Here is a 13,001-nt window from a genome sequence, read left to right on the forward strand (position 1 = left end):
GACCTACATCGCTCCGCGACGGCCAAACACCCTCTTGCCATTGTTGTCCACGGATACCACGGCACTTGGGCCAAGCATCGACAGGCGTGTGACAGGCCGCCTTTAGGCTGGTGACAGGAGTCGCGCGGAGGAGATGTGGCAACGAGCAAGCAGGCTGACGACAGCATCACGACTGGCACTGCTATGGGAGCAGGCATCTACTCGTTTCCCCAGGCAGCCCAGATTGTGGAGCGAAACCGCGATGTGTCGCGCGCCCAGATCCGTCGCTGGATGACGGTCGTCCGGCCACCCACGCACAACAGCGACGCCAAGACGACGATCGGCTTTCTCGACCTGATCGGCTTGGAAATGGTGTGCCGCTTCCGTGACCGCGGCGCTTCACTTCAGAGGGTCCGCCGGGTGCTCGATGCCATGCGCGAACAGTTTCCCGACATTCAGCACCCGCTGGCTCACGAGTCCTTCTACACCGACGGGCACAACGTCTGGGTTGAGTTCCAAGGGCACGCAGAGGAGATTGTCGGGAGCCGCAAGGGACAGCGGGCCATCACCTCCGCCATCAAGACGTTCGCCGAAGAGATCCAGTTCATCGACGGGCGCGCGGCCTCGTGGGATGTTGCCCAATGGATCGAGATCAACCCTCGCATCTGCTTCGGCGCTCCGGTAGTGGCGGGAACCAGGATCCCCGTCAAATCCATCATCGCCAGCCTCGCGGAAGATTCTCCCGAGGACGTCGCACGCGGCTTCAACCTCAGCGTGACCCGAGTGAAGGCCTGTGCGGAGTTCGCACGACAGACCGCGTGACACCCGCTTCTGCCTCGACGCGAATATTTCTCCGAGGGCAGCTGCGGGCATCGACAATGTGATTCACGTTTCCGAAGTGGACGCGCTCAGCCGCACGCACGGCGGTCATTCCAATGCGGACGACTACGACATTGCCGTCTGGTGCGCGGATAACGGCTACGTGCTGGTGACCTGCGACAGCGACTTCCGATCCCGACGGCAGCGGGCGCAGTCGATCCAGCAGGCTGGAGTCGAAGTCGTCGTGTTCACCTATGAGCTCGCTGGCCTCAGCAATCACATCTCGACGGTCGCAAGGCGGGTGCCGCTTTGGGAGCAGAAACTGAGCGGGATTGCATACGCGCCGCGCGTCTGGCTGCAGCACAGGCGTGGTGCGCTGCGTGAGGACCGACCGGATCAGTCAAGTGGGCAAGATTGATGACGGTCTTGGTTCCGATTCGAGACAAGCTCGCTACGAAACTGCGAGGTCAACAATGAGCTACACCGAAGCGGAGGTGTCTGCAGCACGCGCCGCGATGGGCATGTACCGCGGTGAAGCCGAGGGTGAAGTCGCGGCTGCGCTGGCGGTCGTTGGTCTCAGCGCTGAGCGGGCACACAAGGAAGCGAAGATTCGCGACGACATGATCCGGGTGGCTCATCGGTCAGGAGCGTCACTGCGTCAGCTTGCGGAAGTTTCCGGACTGGGACGCGAAGCCGTGACGTCCATCGTCGAATCGGGCCGCCCGCAGCACTGAACCGCCGATCTGCGAGAAACAACGCACCGAGAGCGTTTGCATACGGCTCTTCTTGCTAAGTCAGATGCTCTGCTGCGAGTCCACGCATGCGTCGACCTCCTTGCGGATGTCGGACCATGCGATGGGCGACGCGAGACGGTCGAGCGTGCGTATGCCGACCGATTTCTGCGAACCGAGCGCTTGGTCGAGCACTTTGGTCGAGACCACCCAAAACGTCCATTGGGTGGGATCGGCGACATCGTCGTTGGTGGCTGCCACAGGCTCGTGCAGGCAGAACACGTACACATCGGCAAAGCGCACCGGCTGATCGTGCGGAATCCACTCATCGCTTGCGGCCGTCCATGAGCTCGATCTCTGCTCGATGCCGAACCGAATCGTCGACGGCCGCTCCTGACTCCAACTCTGGCTGCGTCCTGACGCCTTGATCTCGATCTTCGTCTCGCGATACATCAAGTCGTAGGCGTCCCACTCCCGCCGCGGTGTCGCCTCATCGATCACGCCCAGCGCTTCGCCGACGAGCCATTCTGCAAAGAGCCCTCGGTTGCGGTTGTCAACCAGGTTGCCGAGGGCCCATCGACGAAACCGGTCGATGTCCAACTCACTACTAGACACGGACGCTGACGGCATCGAAGTCCCGGCCAGCCGACGTGCTAGGCGCGGCGGGCGATTGGCAAAGACGGCTGCCAGGTTCGCTCGGGTCCCATCCGTGGCCTTGCAGGCCAGCCGAAGCGTTCCTTGAGCGCTTGGCTGGCCATCGGATCATTCATCTCCAGCACGCCTGACACGGCTTTCGCACTCAGCGCCGCTTCGATCATGCGCTGAGCCGCTCCGCCGGTTGGCAGATGCGACGTCAGCACGTAGTACGGCGTATCATCACCGATCGAACGCAAGAGGAATCCCGTCAGCAACGCTTTCTTGACCGTGTCCGTGCGTTGCATCCCCGGTCGTGAACCCTTGAAGGAACCCTTGTACTCGAAGTACACGAGTTCACCGTTGGGAGCCTCAGCGACATCGTCGATTTCACAACCAATGTCCGCGAACTTCCGCCTGCCGTGAAGCTCGAACCCGAGCGCGCCCAAGTACGCCTTGGCCTGCTGTTCAAATGCAGCGCCCTGCCGACTCGAGTCAGCTTGGAAGTCGTCGCCGACTTCGCGAAGCATTCCCAAAGCCTCGCGCGACCTGCGCAGATGCGCCAATTTCACGCAGTGATGACGGTGAGACCGGAACGAGAGCTCTGCGACTGGAGCGCTCGTGGGTCAGCTCAATCGGCAGGGTCGGCGTCGGCTATGAGGAACATCATCGAGGCTTCGCAGGCTGCCTGACCGTCGACGCTGGCGGTTCCGGAGGCTCGACCGGCGCGGGCCGACAGGCGATCGATCGTGGCTTCCAGGCGCAGCGTGTCGCCTGGGATGACCTGGCGGCGGAAGCGGGCCTTGTCGATGCCGCCGAACAGCGCCAGCTTGCCCTCAAGCGACGATGCCGAGGCAGCAGCGAGGCCGGCGGTCTGCGCCAAGGCCTCAACCATCAACACCCCGGGCAGCGTCGGGCGGCCAGGGAAGTGACCCGCAAAGAAATCTTCGTCGCCGGTCAGGCGCCACAGCGCGACGCAGCGCTCGCCGGGCTCGAGTTCGACGATCTCATCGACCAGCAGGAATGGCGCCCGGTGCGGCAGCAGTTCATCGGGTCGCGGGAACCCGCCCTCGGGGTCAGTCACCGATGCGAAGCTAGCGAGACAGCCAAGAAGTGCGGATCACTCGGTGCCGAAGGTGCTGCGCTGATAGGCAACGACCGCTGCGATCTCGGCATCGGTGAGGATTCCGCCGAACGGGGGCATCGAGCCCCGGCCGGTCCACACCACCGACAGGTGGTTGCGCACGCTCAGGCGTTCATCGACGCCGCCGAGTGCGGCACCCACGCCGCCGCCGCCGTCGCTGCCGTGGCACACCGAGCAGCTATCACCGAACACCTCGCTCCCGAGCGCTACATCTGCGCTCTCGAACGCCAGCTCCAGCCGCTCCAGATCGGCCTCTGTCGCATCGGTGCCGCCGCAGCCCGCCAGTGCGAGCACCACGACCAGCGCTAGCGCGACCAGCGCCTGCACCGCCCGCACCCGGACGAACCGTCGGGAGCGAGCACTGCCAGGCGCAACGTGAGCCCTCATCGGATCTCCCGAGGTGTGCCGACGCCGGTGTAGCGACTGGGGGGTTCCATCCAGCGACGGGTCATCCAGTCGGCATCGCGGTAGTGGGCGTGGAAATGGTCGGGGATCTGGCGCATCACCTGATCCACTCTCCCACCTCCGGGCCCGAATCTGAGTTCACCCGCTTCGACCAGCCGAGCCAGCATTGCCTCCAGCTCGTCGGGAGGGGGTCCAGTGCCGTGCTGCTTCCACACCACCATCGGCGTGGCACATACTTCGCAATCAGCCACCCAGCACAGCTCGTCCTCGTAGTACCAGTGCGTGAAGCGGGCGGCCTCGCACAGCTCGCAGTCGTCGTACGCCGCAGTACCTGTTCGCGACGATTCGGCGGGATCCGGATCGGCGGTGCTCACCGGTCAGCCGTGGTCCAGCGCCGTCCGGTAGGAAGCCACGAGCTCGCCCACAGCCTCGGGGCCATCGGACATCAAGGTGCGGACGACTGCGGAGCCGATGATGACGCCATCGGACACATCACACGCCTCAACGGCTTGGGACGGCGAACCGATGCCGACACCGGTGAGCACGGGCCGGTCGGTGACGGCCAGACAGCGGGCAGCAATCTCGGTGGCTGTGCGGGCGAGCGCTGACCGTTCGCCGGTCACTCCGAGCAAGCCGACCGCATAGACGAAACCGCGTGACGCCCCGCACAGATCAGCGAGCCGGTGCTCGGGCGTGGTGGGTGCAGCCAGCAAGATCGCCTCGAGGCCAGTCTCGGCCGCCGCCTCCAGCCACGGCCCCGCCTCGACATACGGCAGGTCGGGCAGGATCGCCGCGCAGACACCCGCATCGAGCAGCGCCGAAGCGAAGCGTTCGTGCCCCTGGTGGTGGCAGAGGTTGTAGTACGTCATCACGGCGTGCGGCACGCCAGTGTCGAGCTCCCGTGCTTCCTCCAGCACCGACGCCGGGGTCGCGCCGTCGGCCAGTGCAGCCGTTGACGCCTGCTGGATGACCGGTCCGTCCATCACCGGGTCGGAGAAGGGAACGCCAATCTCGATGGCATCGGCGCCGGCCGCCGCTGCCGCCTCCACCGCGCGTTGCCAGCCCTTGTAACCGCCAGTGACGTACGGCACCAGCAGCTTCGCGCCGCTGTCACGTCGAGCCCGCAAATGCGTCTCGAGCGCGCCGAAGACTCCGGCCGGATCAGCCGGCGATGCCTCGCTCACGAGTCCAGCCCACCCATGCCGAGCACGTCCATCATCTGGTCGACGTCCTTGTCGCCACGGCCCGAGAGATTCATCAACACGGTTTGGCCCTGGATGGTCGGCGCTGCACGCACGATCCATGCCAGAGCGTGTGCGCATTCCAGCGCCGGGATGATGCCCTCGGCCCTGCTCATCAGCGTGAATGCCTCGACCACCTCGTCATCGGTCACGCTGGGGTACTCGGCACGGCCGATCGCGGCCAGATAGGCGTGCTCGGGCCCGACGCCCGGATAGTCAAGCCCGGCCGAGATCGACTCGGCCTCCATCACCTGGCCCACCTCGTCCTGCATGAGGTAGCTCGTCATGCCGTGCACCACGCCGGGCACGCCGCGCCCGACCGCGGCGCCGCCAGCGGGCTCGACGCCCACGAGCCGGGCGTCGCCGTCGGCGAAGCCCGAGAAGATTCCCGCTGCATTGCTGCCCCCTCCGACGCACGCCACCACCACGTCGGGGTCGTCGCCGGTCAGGTCCTTGCACTGCGCAGCGGCCTCGTCGCCGAGGATGTGGTGGAACGTGCGCACCATCCACGGGTAGGGATGGGGGCCCATCACCGAGCCGAGGCAGTAGTGCGTGTTCTCGACGGTGGCCACCCAGTCGCGCAACGCCTCGTTGACGGCGTCCTTGAGCGTGCGGCTGCCGGACTGCACAGATTCCACTTCGGAGCCCAGCAGGCGCATGCGGAACACGTTCAGGGCCTGACGGTCGACGTCGACGGCGCCCATGTACACCTTGCACTCCATGCCCAGCAGCGCCGCAGCGGTTGCCGTGGCGACGCCGTGCTGGCCGGCACCCGTCTCAGCCACCAGCCGTGTCTTGCCCATGCGCTGAGCCAGCAGCGCCTGGCCGATGACGTTGTTGATCTTGTGCGAGCCCGTGTGGTTGAGGTCTTCGCGCTTGACCAGCAGGCGCACGCCGAGCTGGCTCGACAGGTTGCGGCACTCGGTCAGCGGCGAGGGCCGTCCCCCGTAGTCGCGCAGCGTGGTTTCGAATTCGGACACGAACGCCGGATCGGCCCACGCCTCCCGGAACGCCGCCTCGAGCTCCTCGCACGCTGCCACCAGCGTCTCGGGAACGAATCGGCCGCCGAACTCGCCGAAACGGCCATCAGTCGTGGGCTCGCCCATGACTGACCGGTGACTCGGCGTGGGCTCGCCCATGACCGACCGGTGACTCGGCGTGGGCTCGCCCATGACCGACCGGTGACTCGGCGTGGGCTCGCCCATGACCGACCTCGAACCCGGTGTGGGACCATCAGTTGCTGCAGCCATGCCGTACCTCGCTCAGTCGTCGCGCCAGTCGTACGGCGCGTCCTGCGCTGGCGGCTCCGATTCGTCGGTTTTCTCGTAGAGGGCCCCGGCCTCCTTGGCCGCCGCGACGAACTCACGCATGGCGAGGACATCCTTGCGGCCAGGTTCGGACTCGACACCAGACGCCACATCCACGCCCCACGGCCGCACGACCTCGATGGCCTGCGCCACATTCGAAGCATGCAATCCGCCGGCGAGCAGCAGTCTCATGCCGCGATCTCGGCCTTCGAGCTGCCGCCAGTCGAAGACGCTGCCGCTGCCGGGCTCGGGCCCATCCAGCATGAGCACCGAGGCGCCGTAATCACGCACACGCTCCACATTGGGGTCGCCCGCGACGAACGCCTTGATGAGGCCGGGCACCCGCTCGGCGATCCAGCGGCTGTCGGACGTGGTCTCATTACCGTGCAACTGCGCTAAGCGCAAACCGGCGCCGTCCATGATCTGCACCACCCGCTCGGGCAGCTCGTTGCGGAACACTCCGACCGTGACGACACCGCCCGGCAGGCGGCGAACGATGTCTCGTGCCAGCCTCGGGGAGATCTGCCGCGGCGATCCGGGCACGAAATTGAAGCCGACCGCGTCGGCACCCATGCCGACGGCGACGAGCGCATCCTCTTCGTTCGTGACGCCACAGATCTTTACGAACATGTCACTACCGGCATGTCAGGCGATCCCTCGCGGCAGCGGGCCCATGTATCCCGCTCGTGGTCGCTGGGCCAGTGTCAGAAATCGAGACCCTTGGCCACGGCCGGGTCCAGGAAGATGAGCTCGGGACGGGCCGCCATGAACTCCCGCGTCGCCTGGCCGAAGACCTTCATCTGCTCGGAGCCGCCGTGGGCTGCGAGCGCATCCTGGTCGCTGTACAGCTCGTAGAACCACACAACGTCTGCGTCGTTCTGATCCTTGTGGGCGGCGTACACCTCGGTGCCCGGCTCGCCGGCGACGTTGCTCATGCCGATGTCGGCGATCACTGCGAGCAACTCGTCACGCATGCCTTCCTTGGCGGTCAGCTTGGCCAGGAGTGCCGTCTTTGCCATGTCGTTGCTCCCTGCGGTCCGTTTGACTCAACAACAGCCTGCGAGCGTACCGGTAGCGAACCCTGCGACGGCTTCGGCTCGCACGACGCGCACCGCCGCGGGCGTCATTGCGAACCCGCGCGACGCCGCAGCAGTTACATGCAGATGAGCGGAGCGGCGAGATCAGAACAGATCGGCAAGAACGACGGTCGGTCCGCCGTTAACGCGCACCTCGCCGCCGACATCTCGTTGCACCGATGCGAATCCGACGATGGCGCCAGCCAGCAAAGCAGCACTCAGCACGGTGCCGACACCAGCGCCGTCGGTGCCGCACAGCCCGTCACCTGGCGAGACGCCGCCGGTAGCTCGGAAGCGCTGAATGCACCGGCGCCCACCTGTCCGCGAGTCAATTCGCTCCACCAGCTCCTGGCCTCGGTAGCAGCCCTTGGTGAACGACGCAGCTTGCTCGACGAGGCCGGTTTCGTTGGGTATGTCGCCCGGTTGAATCTCGATGCCCATGGCCGGAACGCCGTAGGCCATGCGTAGCGCCTCGAACTCAGCGACCGAGACCTGTTCGGCACCCTCGGCGAACGCAACGGCCTCGCTGTCGGAGCCGGCCAGCAAGTCGTGGCCGCTGGCCAGCGGCCAGTGCGCGGGGCGCACCACCTGCTCTGGGGCCTCGGCCGGGCCAGCGCTCGAAGCGCCGACTGTCGATTCGCCTTCCGCGCGGGGCCCGCGCACAGCGTGCATCTGCCATTCATGCAGAGAGAAATCGGCGCGGGTCCGCAGCTTGAAGCGCTCAAGCGATGCCGACATGGCCTCGCCGAAACCGGGCTCGATGTCGGCAATGTAGGTCTCAGGGCCGGTCCGGCTGATGACGAAGAGCGCCTCGATCCGGCCTCGTGGCTCCAGCAGGAACGACAGCGCGCTCTGGCCGACCTCCATGGCTCCCACGTCGGCAGAGACCTGGCCTTGCAGGTATCCGGCGGCCTCGGGTCCGGTCACCACGAGCACCTCGCGCGGGACCGCCGCCGTCACCAACCGATCGAGCACAGGCACGACAGTCATCCAGCCCTCCATCCGGGCACCAAACGGTCGACGGCGTTGCGAATCAGCGCGAGCCCCACCCCGTCGTCGAGCGACATGATCGACTCCGGGTGGAACTGCACGGCCGCAACGGGCAGCTCACGGTGCTCCACCGCCATGACGATGTCGTCATCGAGACTGACTGCCGTCACCTCGAGCGAATCGGGTACTTCGGAGCGGCGGGCGAACAGCGAGTGGTAGCGGCCCGCCCGGAACTCCTTTGGCAGCCCGTCGAGCAGCTGCCCGCCGAGGATGCGGATGGCAGACGGCTTGCCGTGCATGGGCGTGGAGAGCTGGCCCAGCTCGCCGCCGAAGTACTCCACGATGCCCTGCAATCCCAAGCACACCCCGAACAGCGGCAGCCCGGCATCCAGCGAGGCGCGCACCACCGGTCCGATGCTGAAGTCGTCGGGCCGCCCGGGGCCCGGCGACAGCACGATGAGGTCGAAGTTGTCGGCGCTGATCTCCTCGGTGGGAAAGCCGGCCCGGCGGGTCACCACCGTGGCACCCGTCTGGCGCAGGTAGTTCGCGAGCGTGTGCACGAACGAGTCGAGGTGATCCACCAGCAGCACCCGCCGATCACTGGGGACCGAAGCCGCAACCCCTGTGGCCGCCGCCGAGCGCGGCCGGCGGATCGCGTCGAGGAACGCCGACGCCTTGAGCTCGGTCTCCGATTCCTCCTCGTCGGGCTCGGAGTCCCACAGCAGCGTGGCGCCCACGCGCACCTCTGCATGCCCATCGGCGACGCGGATCGTGCGGAGCGTGAGCCCGGTGTTGAGGCTGCCGTCGAAGCCCACCTTGCCGACTGCGCCCCCATACCAAGCCCGGGCAGTGCGTTCGTGCTGTTCGAGGAACATCATCGCCGCCGTCTTGGGCGCGCCGGTCACCGTGACCGCCCACGTGTGCGACAGGAATGCGTCAAGTGCATCGAAGCCGGAGCGCAGACGCCCCTCCACATGGTCGACCGTGTGGATGAGGCGGGAGTACATCTCAATCTGGCGGCGGCCGATCACTTTGACGGACCCAGGCACACAGATGCGGCTCTTGTCATTGCGGTCGACATCGGTGCACATCGTCAACTCCGACTCGTCCTTCGCCGAGTTGAGCAGCGCCAGTATCTGCGAGGCGTCGTCGATGGGGTCTTGGCCTCGGGCGATGGTGCCTGAGATCGGGCAGGTCTCGACTCGCTCGCCCTCGACCCGCACGTACATCTCGGGCGAGGCACCGATGAGCCACTCTCCGCTCTCTCCTGCCACACTGTGCTCCCCGCGCCCGGCTGAAGCCGGGCCGAGGTTGATCAGGAACCCGTACGGCGCAGGGTTCTGCTCTTTGAGCCGGCGGAACAGTTCTGCGGGAGACTCGATGCAGGGCTCGGAGAACATCTGGCTCGTGACCACTTCGAAGAGGTCGCCCCGGGCGAAGTACTCGTGGGCCGCACGCACGCCCGCCGCATAGCCGCCGGGTTCATGGTCGCAGCTCGCCTCCAGCTCGAAGTCGGGCTCGTACAGCACGCTTGCACCGCCGCCTGCCAGCCCGGCGGTGCTGCGGCCGTCCACGGCGAAGTCGTATCGGAAGCGCTGGGCGATGCCGCCCTCGTGGTCCACGATGAGCAGGTCGTCGGGCAGGTAGAGCACCAGGTCGCGCTGTTCGGCCGGGCGCGGCAGCGTCAGCGCGATGGGCTCGAACTGGAAGGCAAGGTCGTAGCCGAACGCCCCGTACAGGCCCAGGTGCGGATCGTCGCAGGAGAACAGATCCACGAGGGCGCGCACAACCGTGAACGTGGACGGCTGGCGGCTGCGATCTTCTTCCTCGAAACGCCGGTCGGCCCGCTCCACACGGCAGACCACGGCGCCTGCGCCGTCGCCGGGCTCATGGCGGAGGTCGACGATGCCAGCGGTGCTGCCTAGCGCTGCCAGCGCCTCGTGAACCGGCTCCAGCAGCACGGTGCCCCGCTCGTTCAGGGCGCTCACCCAGATGTCCTGCGCCCGGCTGGTGATGGCCAGCGGCGGGTCGGCGAAGCCCATGTCCCAGCGGGTGTAGCGGCCAGGGTATTCGTAGCTCGACGACAGCAGCACCCCCCGAGCCTCGTCCAGCCGATCGACGAGGTTTTCGATCTCGGCATTGCCGTCGACCGTCGACGCAGCGAGCGAGACCGTGATGCCGCCGCCGGTCTGGAACTGCGTCTCGCCCGTGCTCATCGGATCTGGGTCATTGCGCAGGCCCGAAGGCAGAGCCGCACGATCACAGGTACAGGCCGGTGCTGCCGGGCTCAATTCGAGGCGCAGCGATGGCATGCACATCCCGCTCGCGCAGGATCAGGAAATCGTCGCCGTGCACCTCGACCTCATGGCGATCCTCGGGGCTGAACAGCACCCGATCGCCTTCCTGGGCGGTCCGGACGTTCGGCCCTGCGCCGATGACTTCACCCCACACGAGGCGCTTGTTCTGCTGAGCTGTCGCCGGGATCAGGATGCCGCCACTGGTGCGCCGCTCCGAGCCGTCGTTGGGCAGCCGCACAAGCAGCCGATCGTGCAGCATCTTGATGGGCCGGCGCTCGCCGTCGGAGTCGGGCGGTGCGGACGGCTTCGGCTTGCTGGCCGCGGTCTTCGGGCGACTGCCGGACTTCGAGCCCTTCGAGGCACGGGCGGGTTTCGTCGCCGAAGCGGCGCCATGCTCGTTGCTGGTCTCGGGAGCGCTCACCGCCCGCACGGTACCGTTCACCAGCGTGATTGACGCAGAGAATTCCGGTGGCACGCCCGCTCCTGGGCCTCCCTTCACGGTCGAGGCGTTCGCCGTCGAGGCCGTGACCTCAGACGGCATCGAGCTCGAGGCCGAGGCTGCCTGGCCCGGCTCGCGCCGGCCCCAGAGCGCGGGGTCCGACGACGGCAGTTCCGGCGGTACCGCGGCCGCGGTGGCTGTGCTGTCCCACCCTCACCCGCTGTACGGCGGTGACATGTGGAATCCGCTTGTCGATCACCTATTCCGGGCGCTGCCTGCGAGCGGCATCGCAGCGCTTCGCTACAACTTCCGCGGCACAGGCCGCTCTGGCGGCAGCCACGACGACGGGAAAGCCGAACGGCTCGACGCCGCGGCGGCGTTCGACGCAGCCGTGCGCCTTGCGGCCGACCGGTCGGGCACCGCTGATCCGCCGCCGGTCGTCTCGGCCGGCTGGTCGTTCGGCGGCGATGTTTCGCTCGCGGCTGGGCACGACGCCTTGTCGGCATGGATCGGCATCGCGGCGCCGTTGCGGATCGTCGACCCCGCATCGATGGGCGCCGCAGCCGATCCTCGGCCCAAGCTGCTGCTGGTGCCCGAGCACGACCAGTTCCGCTCCCCCGCCGAGGCAACCGACATTGCTTCGGGCTGGACCAACACCCGACTCGAGGTGATCCCCGGCGGCGATCACTTCCTGATGGGCCACGCCCGCGCCGTCGCCGAACACATCGCGACGTTTGCTCGCGGACTGTAAGGACTGCGCAAGCCGACCAGATCGCCGACACGAGCGGCCTACAGGTGCGTCACCCGAGCGCGCCAGACCATCGGCTGATCGCTCAGCACAGCATCGGCTGGCGGTAGGTGAGGCCGGTCAGCATTGCGGCTTGCGCTGCCTGTGGGTCGGCGGCAGAGTTCGGCCCGGCAGGCCGCCTCGCCGATGTGCTCGAGGCCGCTAGCTCGTCGGAGCAGCCGAAGTTGGGCGGGTCGAGCCGGTAGCGGTCGCCGTGGCGGATGACCTTCCAGTTGTTGTCGTGGATGAGGTCGTGGCAGCGCCAGCACACGAGCACGAGGTTGTCGATGCGGGTCTTGCCCCGGCAGGCCCACGGGATGATGTGGTGCGCCTCGCATTGGTGAGGCGCAGCGCCGCAGCCGATGCAGGCGCCGTCGCGTGCGATCAGCGCGCGTCGCTGCGCTGCGGTGGGCGCTCGACTCGGGGTTGTCTCGTACAGCGGTGTCAGCCTGTCGGAGAACAGCACCACCGACAGGTCGGCGTTGCAGCACAGACGCTGCAGGGCACTCGGCGGGATCGGGCCGCTGCCCAAGATCTCGGCATATCCGCCTGAGTCACCGAGCAGCGCTTCGAGATCGGCGCGCACGATGATCTCCGTCGCAACGGAGCGGTTCTCGACCCCTGCGGCGGTGCCGTCGTCCTGCTCGCCGCCCTCCGGCTTCACACCTTCGCCGCCGGCGACGAGAGCGTCGAGCGCATCAGCCATTCGCTGGTCGCGTGTGCGCGACTCGCACGCTTCGCCGTGCTCGCTGCCGACGGCCGTGTCTTCGAGACTCGAGGCGCTCGGTTCTTGGCCTTCTCGCAGGCGTTTCCGATCTGCTTGGCGCAGCCGTTCGGCTTCGCGCTGGAGACGCTGCTGGATGCGAGCGCCCATCTCGGCATCGAACGATCCGCGCATGTGAACAGCACCGTCGTCGCCATTCCAGAACCTGACATGGCGATTGCGGCGGTTGCGGCGATGCTGAGTGCTGAGATCTTCGGCGCCTTGGTGCCGGATCGTCCAGCGTTGCGCGGCTTGCGCGAACTCGTCCTCGGGCATGGTCTTGGCCATCTCGACCAGACCGGCATCGCCGTCCACAGCTTCGGCGCTGGTCTTGCGGGCCGCCTTGGACAGGCTGGCGGCGTTCGCGAGGCTGATGTCTCCTTCGGCGAC

17 protein-coding genes are annotated in these 13,001 nt (G+C 67.0%); 4 read left to right on the plus strand and 13 right to left on the minus strand.

The window, feature by feature from the left end; translation table 11 throughout:
- Positions 1-135 precede the first annotated feature (135 nt).
- The 3 genes from VI480_RS11890 to VI480_RS11900 are packed head-to-tail and all read left to right on the plus strand — an operon-like array spanning position 136 to position 1,532.
- Positions 136-801 carry a DUF433 domain-containing protein gene (locus VI480_RS11890; RefSeq protein WP_323673064.1) on the plus strand — a complete coding sequence of 222 codons (666 nt, stop codon included), beginning with the start codon at positions 136-138 and terminating at the stop codon, positions 799-801.
- The gene (locus tag VI480_RS11895; RefSeq protein ID WP_323673065.1) at positions 773-1,216 is read left to right on the plus strand and encodes a DUF5615 family PIN-like protein; all 444 of its coding nucleotides are present in this window, start codon (positions 773-775) and stop codon (positions 1,214-1,216) included. The genes VI480_RS11890 and VI480_RS11895 overlap by 29 nt, the downstream gene beginning before the upstream one ends.
- A gap of 55 nt (positions 1,217-1,271) precedes the next feature.
- Complete coding sequence (locus VI480_RS11900) at positions 1,272-1,532, plus strand: hypothetical protein (protein ID WP_323673066.1); 261 nt, start codon at positions 1,272-1,274, stop codon at positions 1,530-1,532.
- A 60-nt stretch (positions 1,533-1,592) separates the two neighbouring features.
- Here the strand turns inward: VI480_RS11900 and VI480_RS11905 are convergent, their stop codons facing one another.
- The 12 genes from VI480_RS11905 to VI480_RS15670 all read right to left on the minus strand — a co-directional run bounded on the left by VI480_RS11905 (position 1,593) and on the right by VI480_RS15670 (position 10,881).
- Positions 1,593-2,144: a hypothetical protein gene (locus VI480_RS11905; protein ID WP_323673067.1), complete on the minus strand. Its 552-nt coding sequence runs from the start codon at positions 2,142-2,144 to the stop codon at positions 1,593-1,595.
- 38 nt (positions 2,145-2,182) lie between these two features.
- Complete coding sequence (locus VI480_RS11910; protein ID WP_323673068.1) at positions 2,183-2,728, minus strand: hypothetical protein; 546 nt, start codon at positions 2,726-2,728, stop codon at positions 2,183-2,185.
- A gap of 65 nt (positions 2,729-2,793) precedes the next feature.
- Positions 2,794-3,246, minus strand: coding sequence for a 3-hydroxyacyl-ACP dehydratase FabZ (fabZ, locus tag VI480_RS11915; protein ID WP_323673069.1), 453 nt, complete (start codon positions 3,244-3,246; stop codon positions 2,794-2,796).
- Between the two features lie 36 nt (positions 3,247-3,282).
- Positions 3,283-3,693 carry a cytochrome c gene (locus VI480_RS11920; RefSeq protein ID WP_323673070.1) on the minus strand — a complete coding sequence of 137 codons (411 nt, stop codon included), beginning with the start codon at positions 3,691-3,693 and terminating at the stop codon, positions 3,283-3,285.
- Complete coding sequence (locus VI480_RS11925) at positions 3,690-4,085, minus strand: hypothetical protein (RefSeq protein ID WP_323673071.1); 396 nt, start codon at positions 4,083-4,085, stop codon at positions 3,690-3,692. The genes VI480_RS11920 and VI480_RS11925 overlap by 4 nt, the downstream gene beginning before the upstream one ends.
- A 3-nt stretch (positions 4,086-4,088) precedes the next feature.
- Positions 4,089-4,895 (minus strand): tryptophan synthase subunit alpha, encoded by an 807-nt coding sequence (gene trpA / locus VI480_RS11930; protein ID WP_323673072.1) that lies wholly within the window; start codon positions 4,893-4,895, stop codon positions 4,089-4,091.
- Positions 4,892-6,058, minus strand: a complete 1,167-nt coding sequence (trpB, locus tag VI480_RS11935) for a tryptophan synthase subunit beta (RefSeq protein WP_416246685.1) — start codon at positions 6,056-6,058, stop codon at positions 4,892-4,894. The genes trpA and trpB overlap by 4 nt, the downstream gene beginning before the upstream one ends.
- Before the next feature lie 156 nt (positions 6,059-6,214).
- On the minus strand, positions 6,215-6,889 hold the full coding sequence (locus tag VI480_RS11940; RefSeq protein ID WP_323673074.1) for a phosphoribosylanthranilate isomerase: 675 nt from the start codon (positions 6,887-6,889) through the stop codon (positions 6,215-6,217).
- A 74-nt stretch (positions 6,890-6,963) separates the two neighbouring features.
- The gene (locus tag VI480_RS11945) at positions 6,964-7,278 is read right to left on the minus strand and encodes a putative quinol monooxygenase (protein ID WP_323673075.1); all 315 of its coding nucleotides are present in this window, start codon (positions 7,276-7,278) and stop codon (positions 6,964-6,966) included.
- Between the two features lie 162 nt (positions 7,279-7,440).
- Positions 7,441-8,325, minus strand: coding sequence for a hypothetical protein (locus tag VI480_RS11950; protein ID WP_323673076.1), 885 nt, complete (start codon positions 8,323-8,325; stop codon positions 7,441-7,443).
- The gene (locus tag VI480_RS11955; protein WP_323673077.1) at positions 8,322-10,541 is read right to left on the minus strand and encodes an anthranilate synthase component I; all 2,220 of its coding nucleotides are present in this window, start codon (positions 10,539-10,541) and stop codon (positions 8,322-8,324) included. Before VI480_RS11955 ends, VI480_RS11950 begins: the two co-directional genes overlap by 4 nt.
- Before the next feature lie 43 nt (positions 10,542-10,584).
- On the minus strand, positions 10,585-10,881 hold the full coding sequence (locus VI480_RS15670; protein WP_416246686.1) for a GroES family chaperonin: 297 nt from the start codon (positions 10,879-10,881) through the stop codon (positions 10,585-10,587).
- Between the two features lie 187 nt (positions 10,882-11,068).
- On the opposite strand from VI480_RS15670, the gene VI480_RS11965 reads away from it, so the two are divergent.
- Entirely contained in the window at positions 11,069-11,812 is a 744-nt protein-coding gene (locus VI480_RS11965; RefSeq protein ID WP_323673079.1) for a hypothetical protein, read from the plus strand.
- Between the two features lie 82 nt (positions 11,813-11,894).
- On the opposite strand, the gene VI480_RS11970 is transcribed toward VI480_RS11965, so the two are convergent.
- On the minus strand, positions 11,895-13,001 hold a 1,107-nt coding region (locus VI480_RS11970), incomplete at its 5' end, for an HNH endonuclease signature motif containing protein (RefSeq protein WP_323673080.1).

It is taken from the genome of Candidatus Poriferisodalis multihospitum, from assembly GCF_028283155.1.
Taxonomy (GTDB): Bacteria; Actinomycetota; Acidimicrobiia; order Acidimicrobiales; family Poriferisodalaceae; genus Poriferisodalis; species Poriferisodalis multihospitum.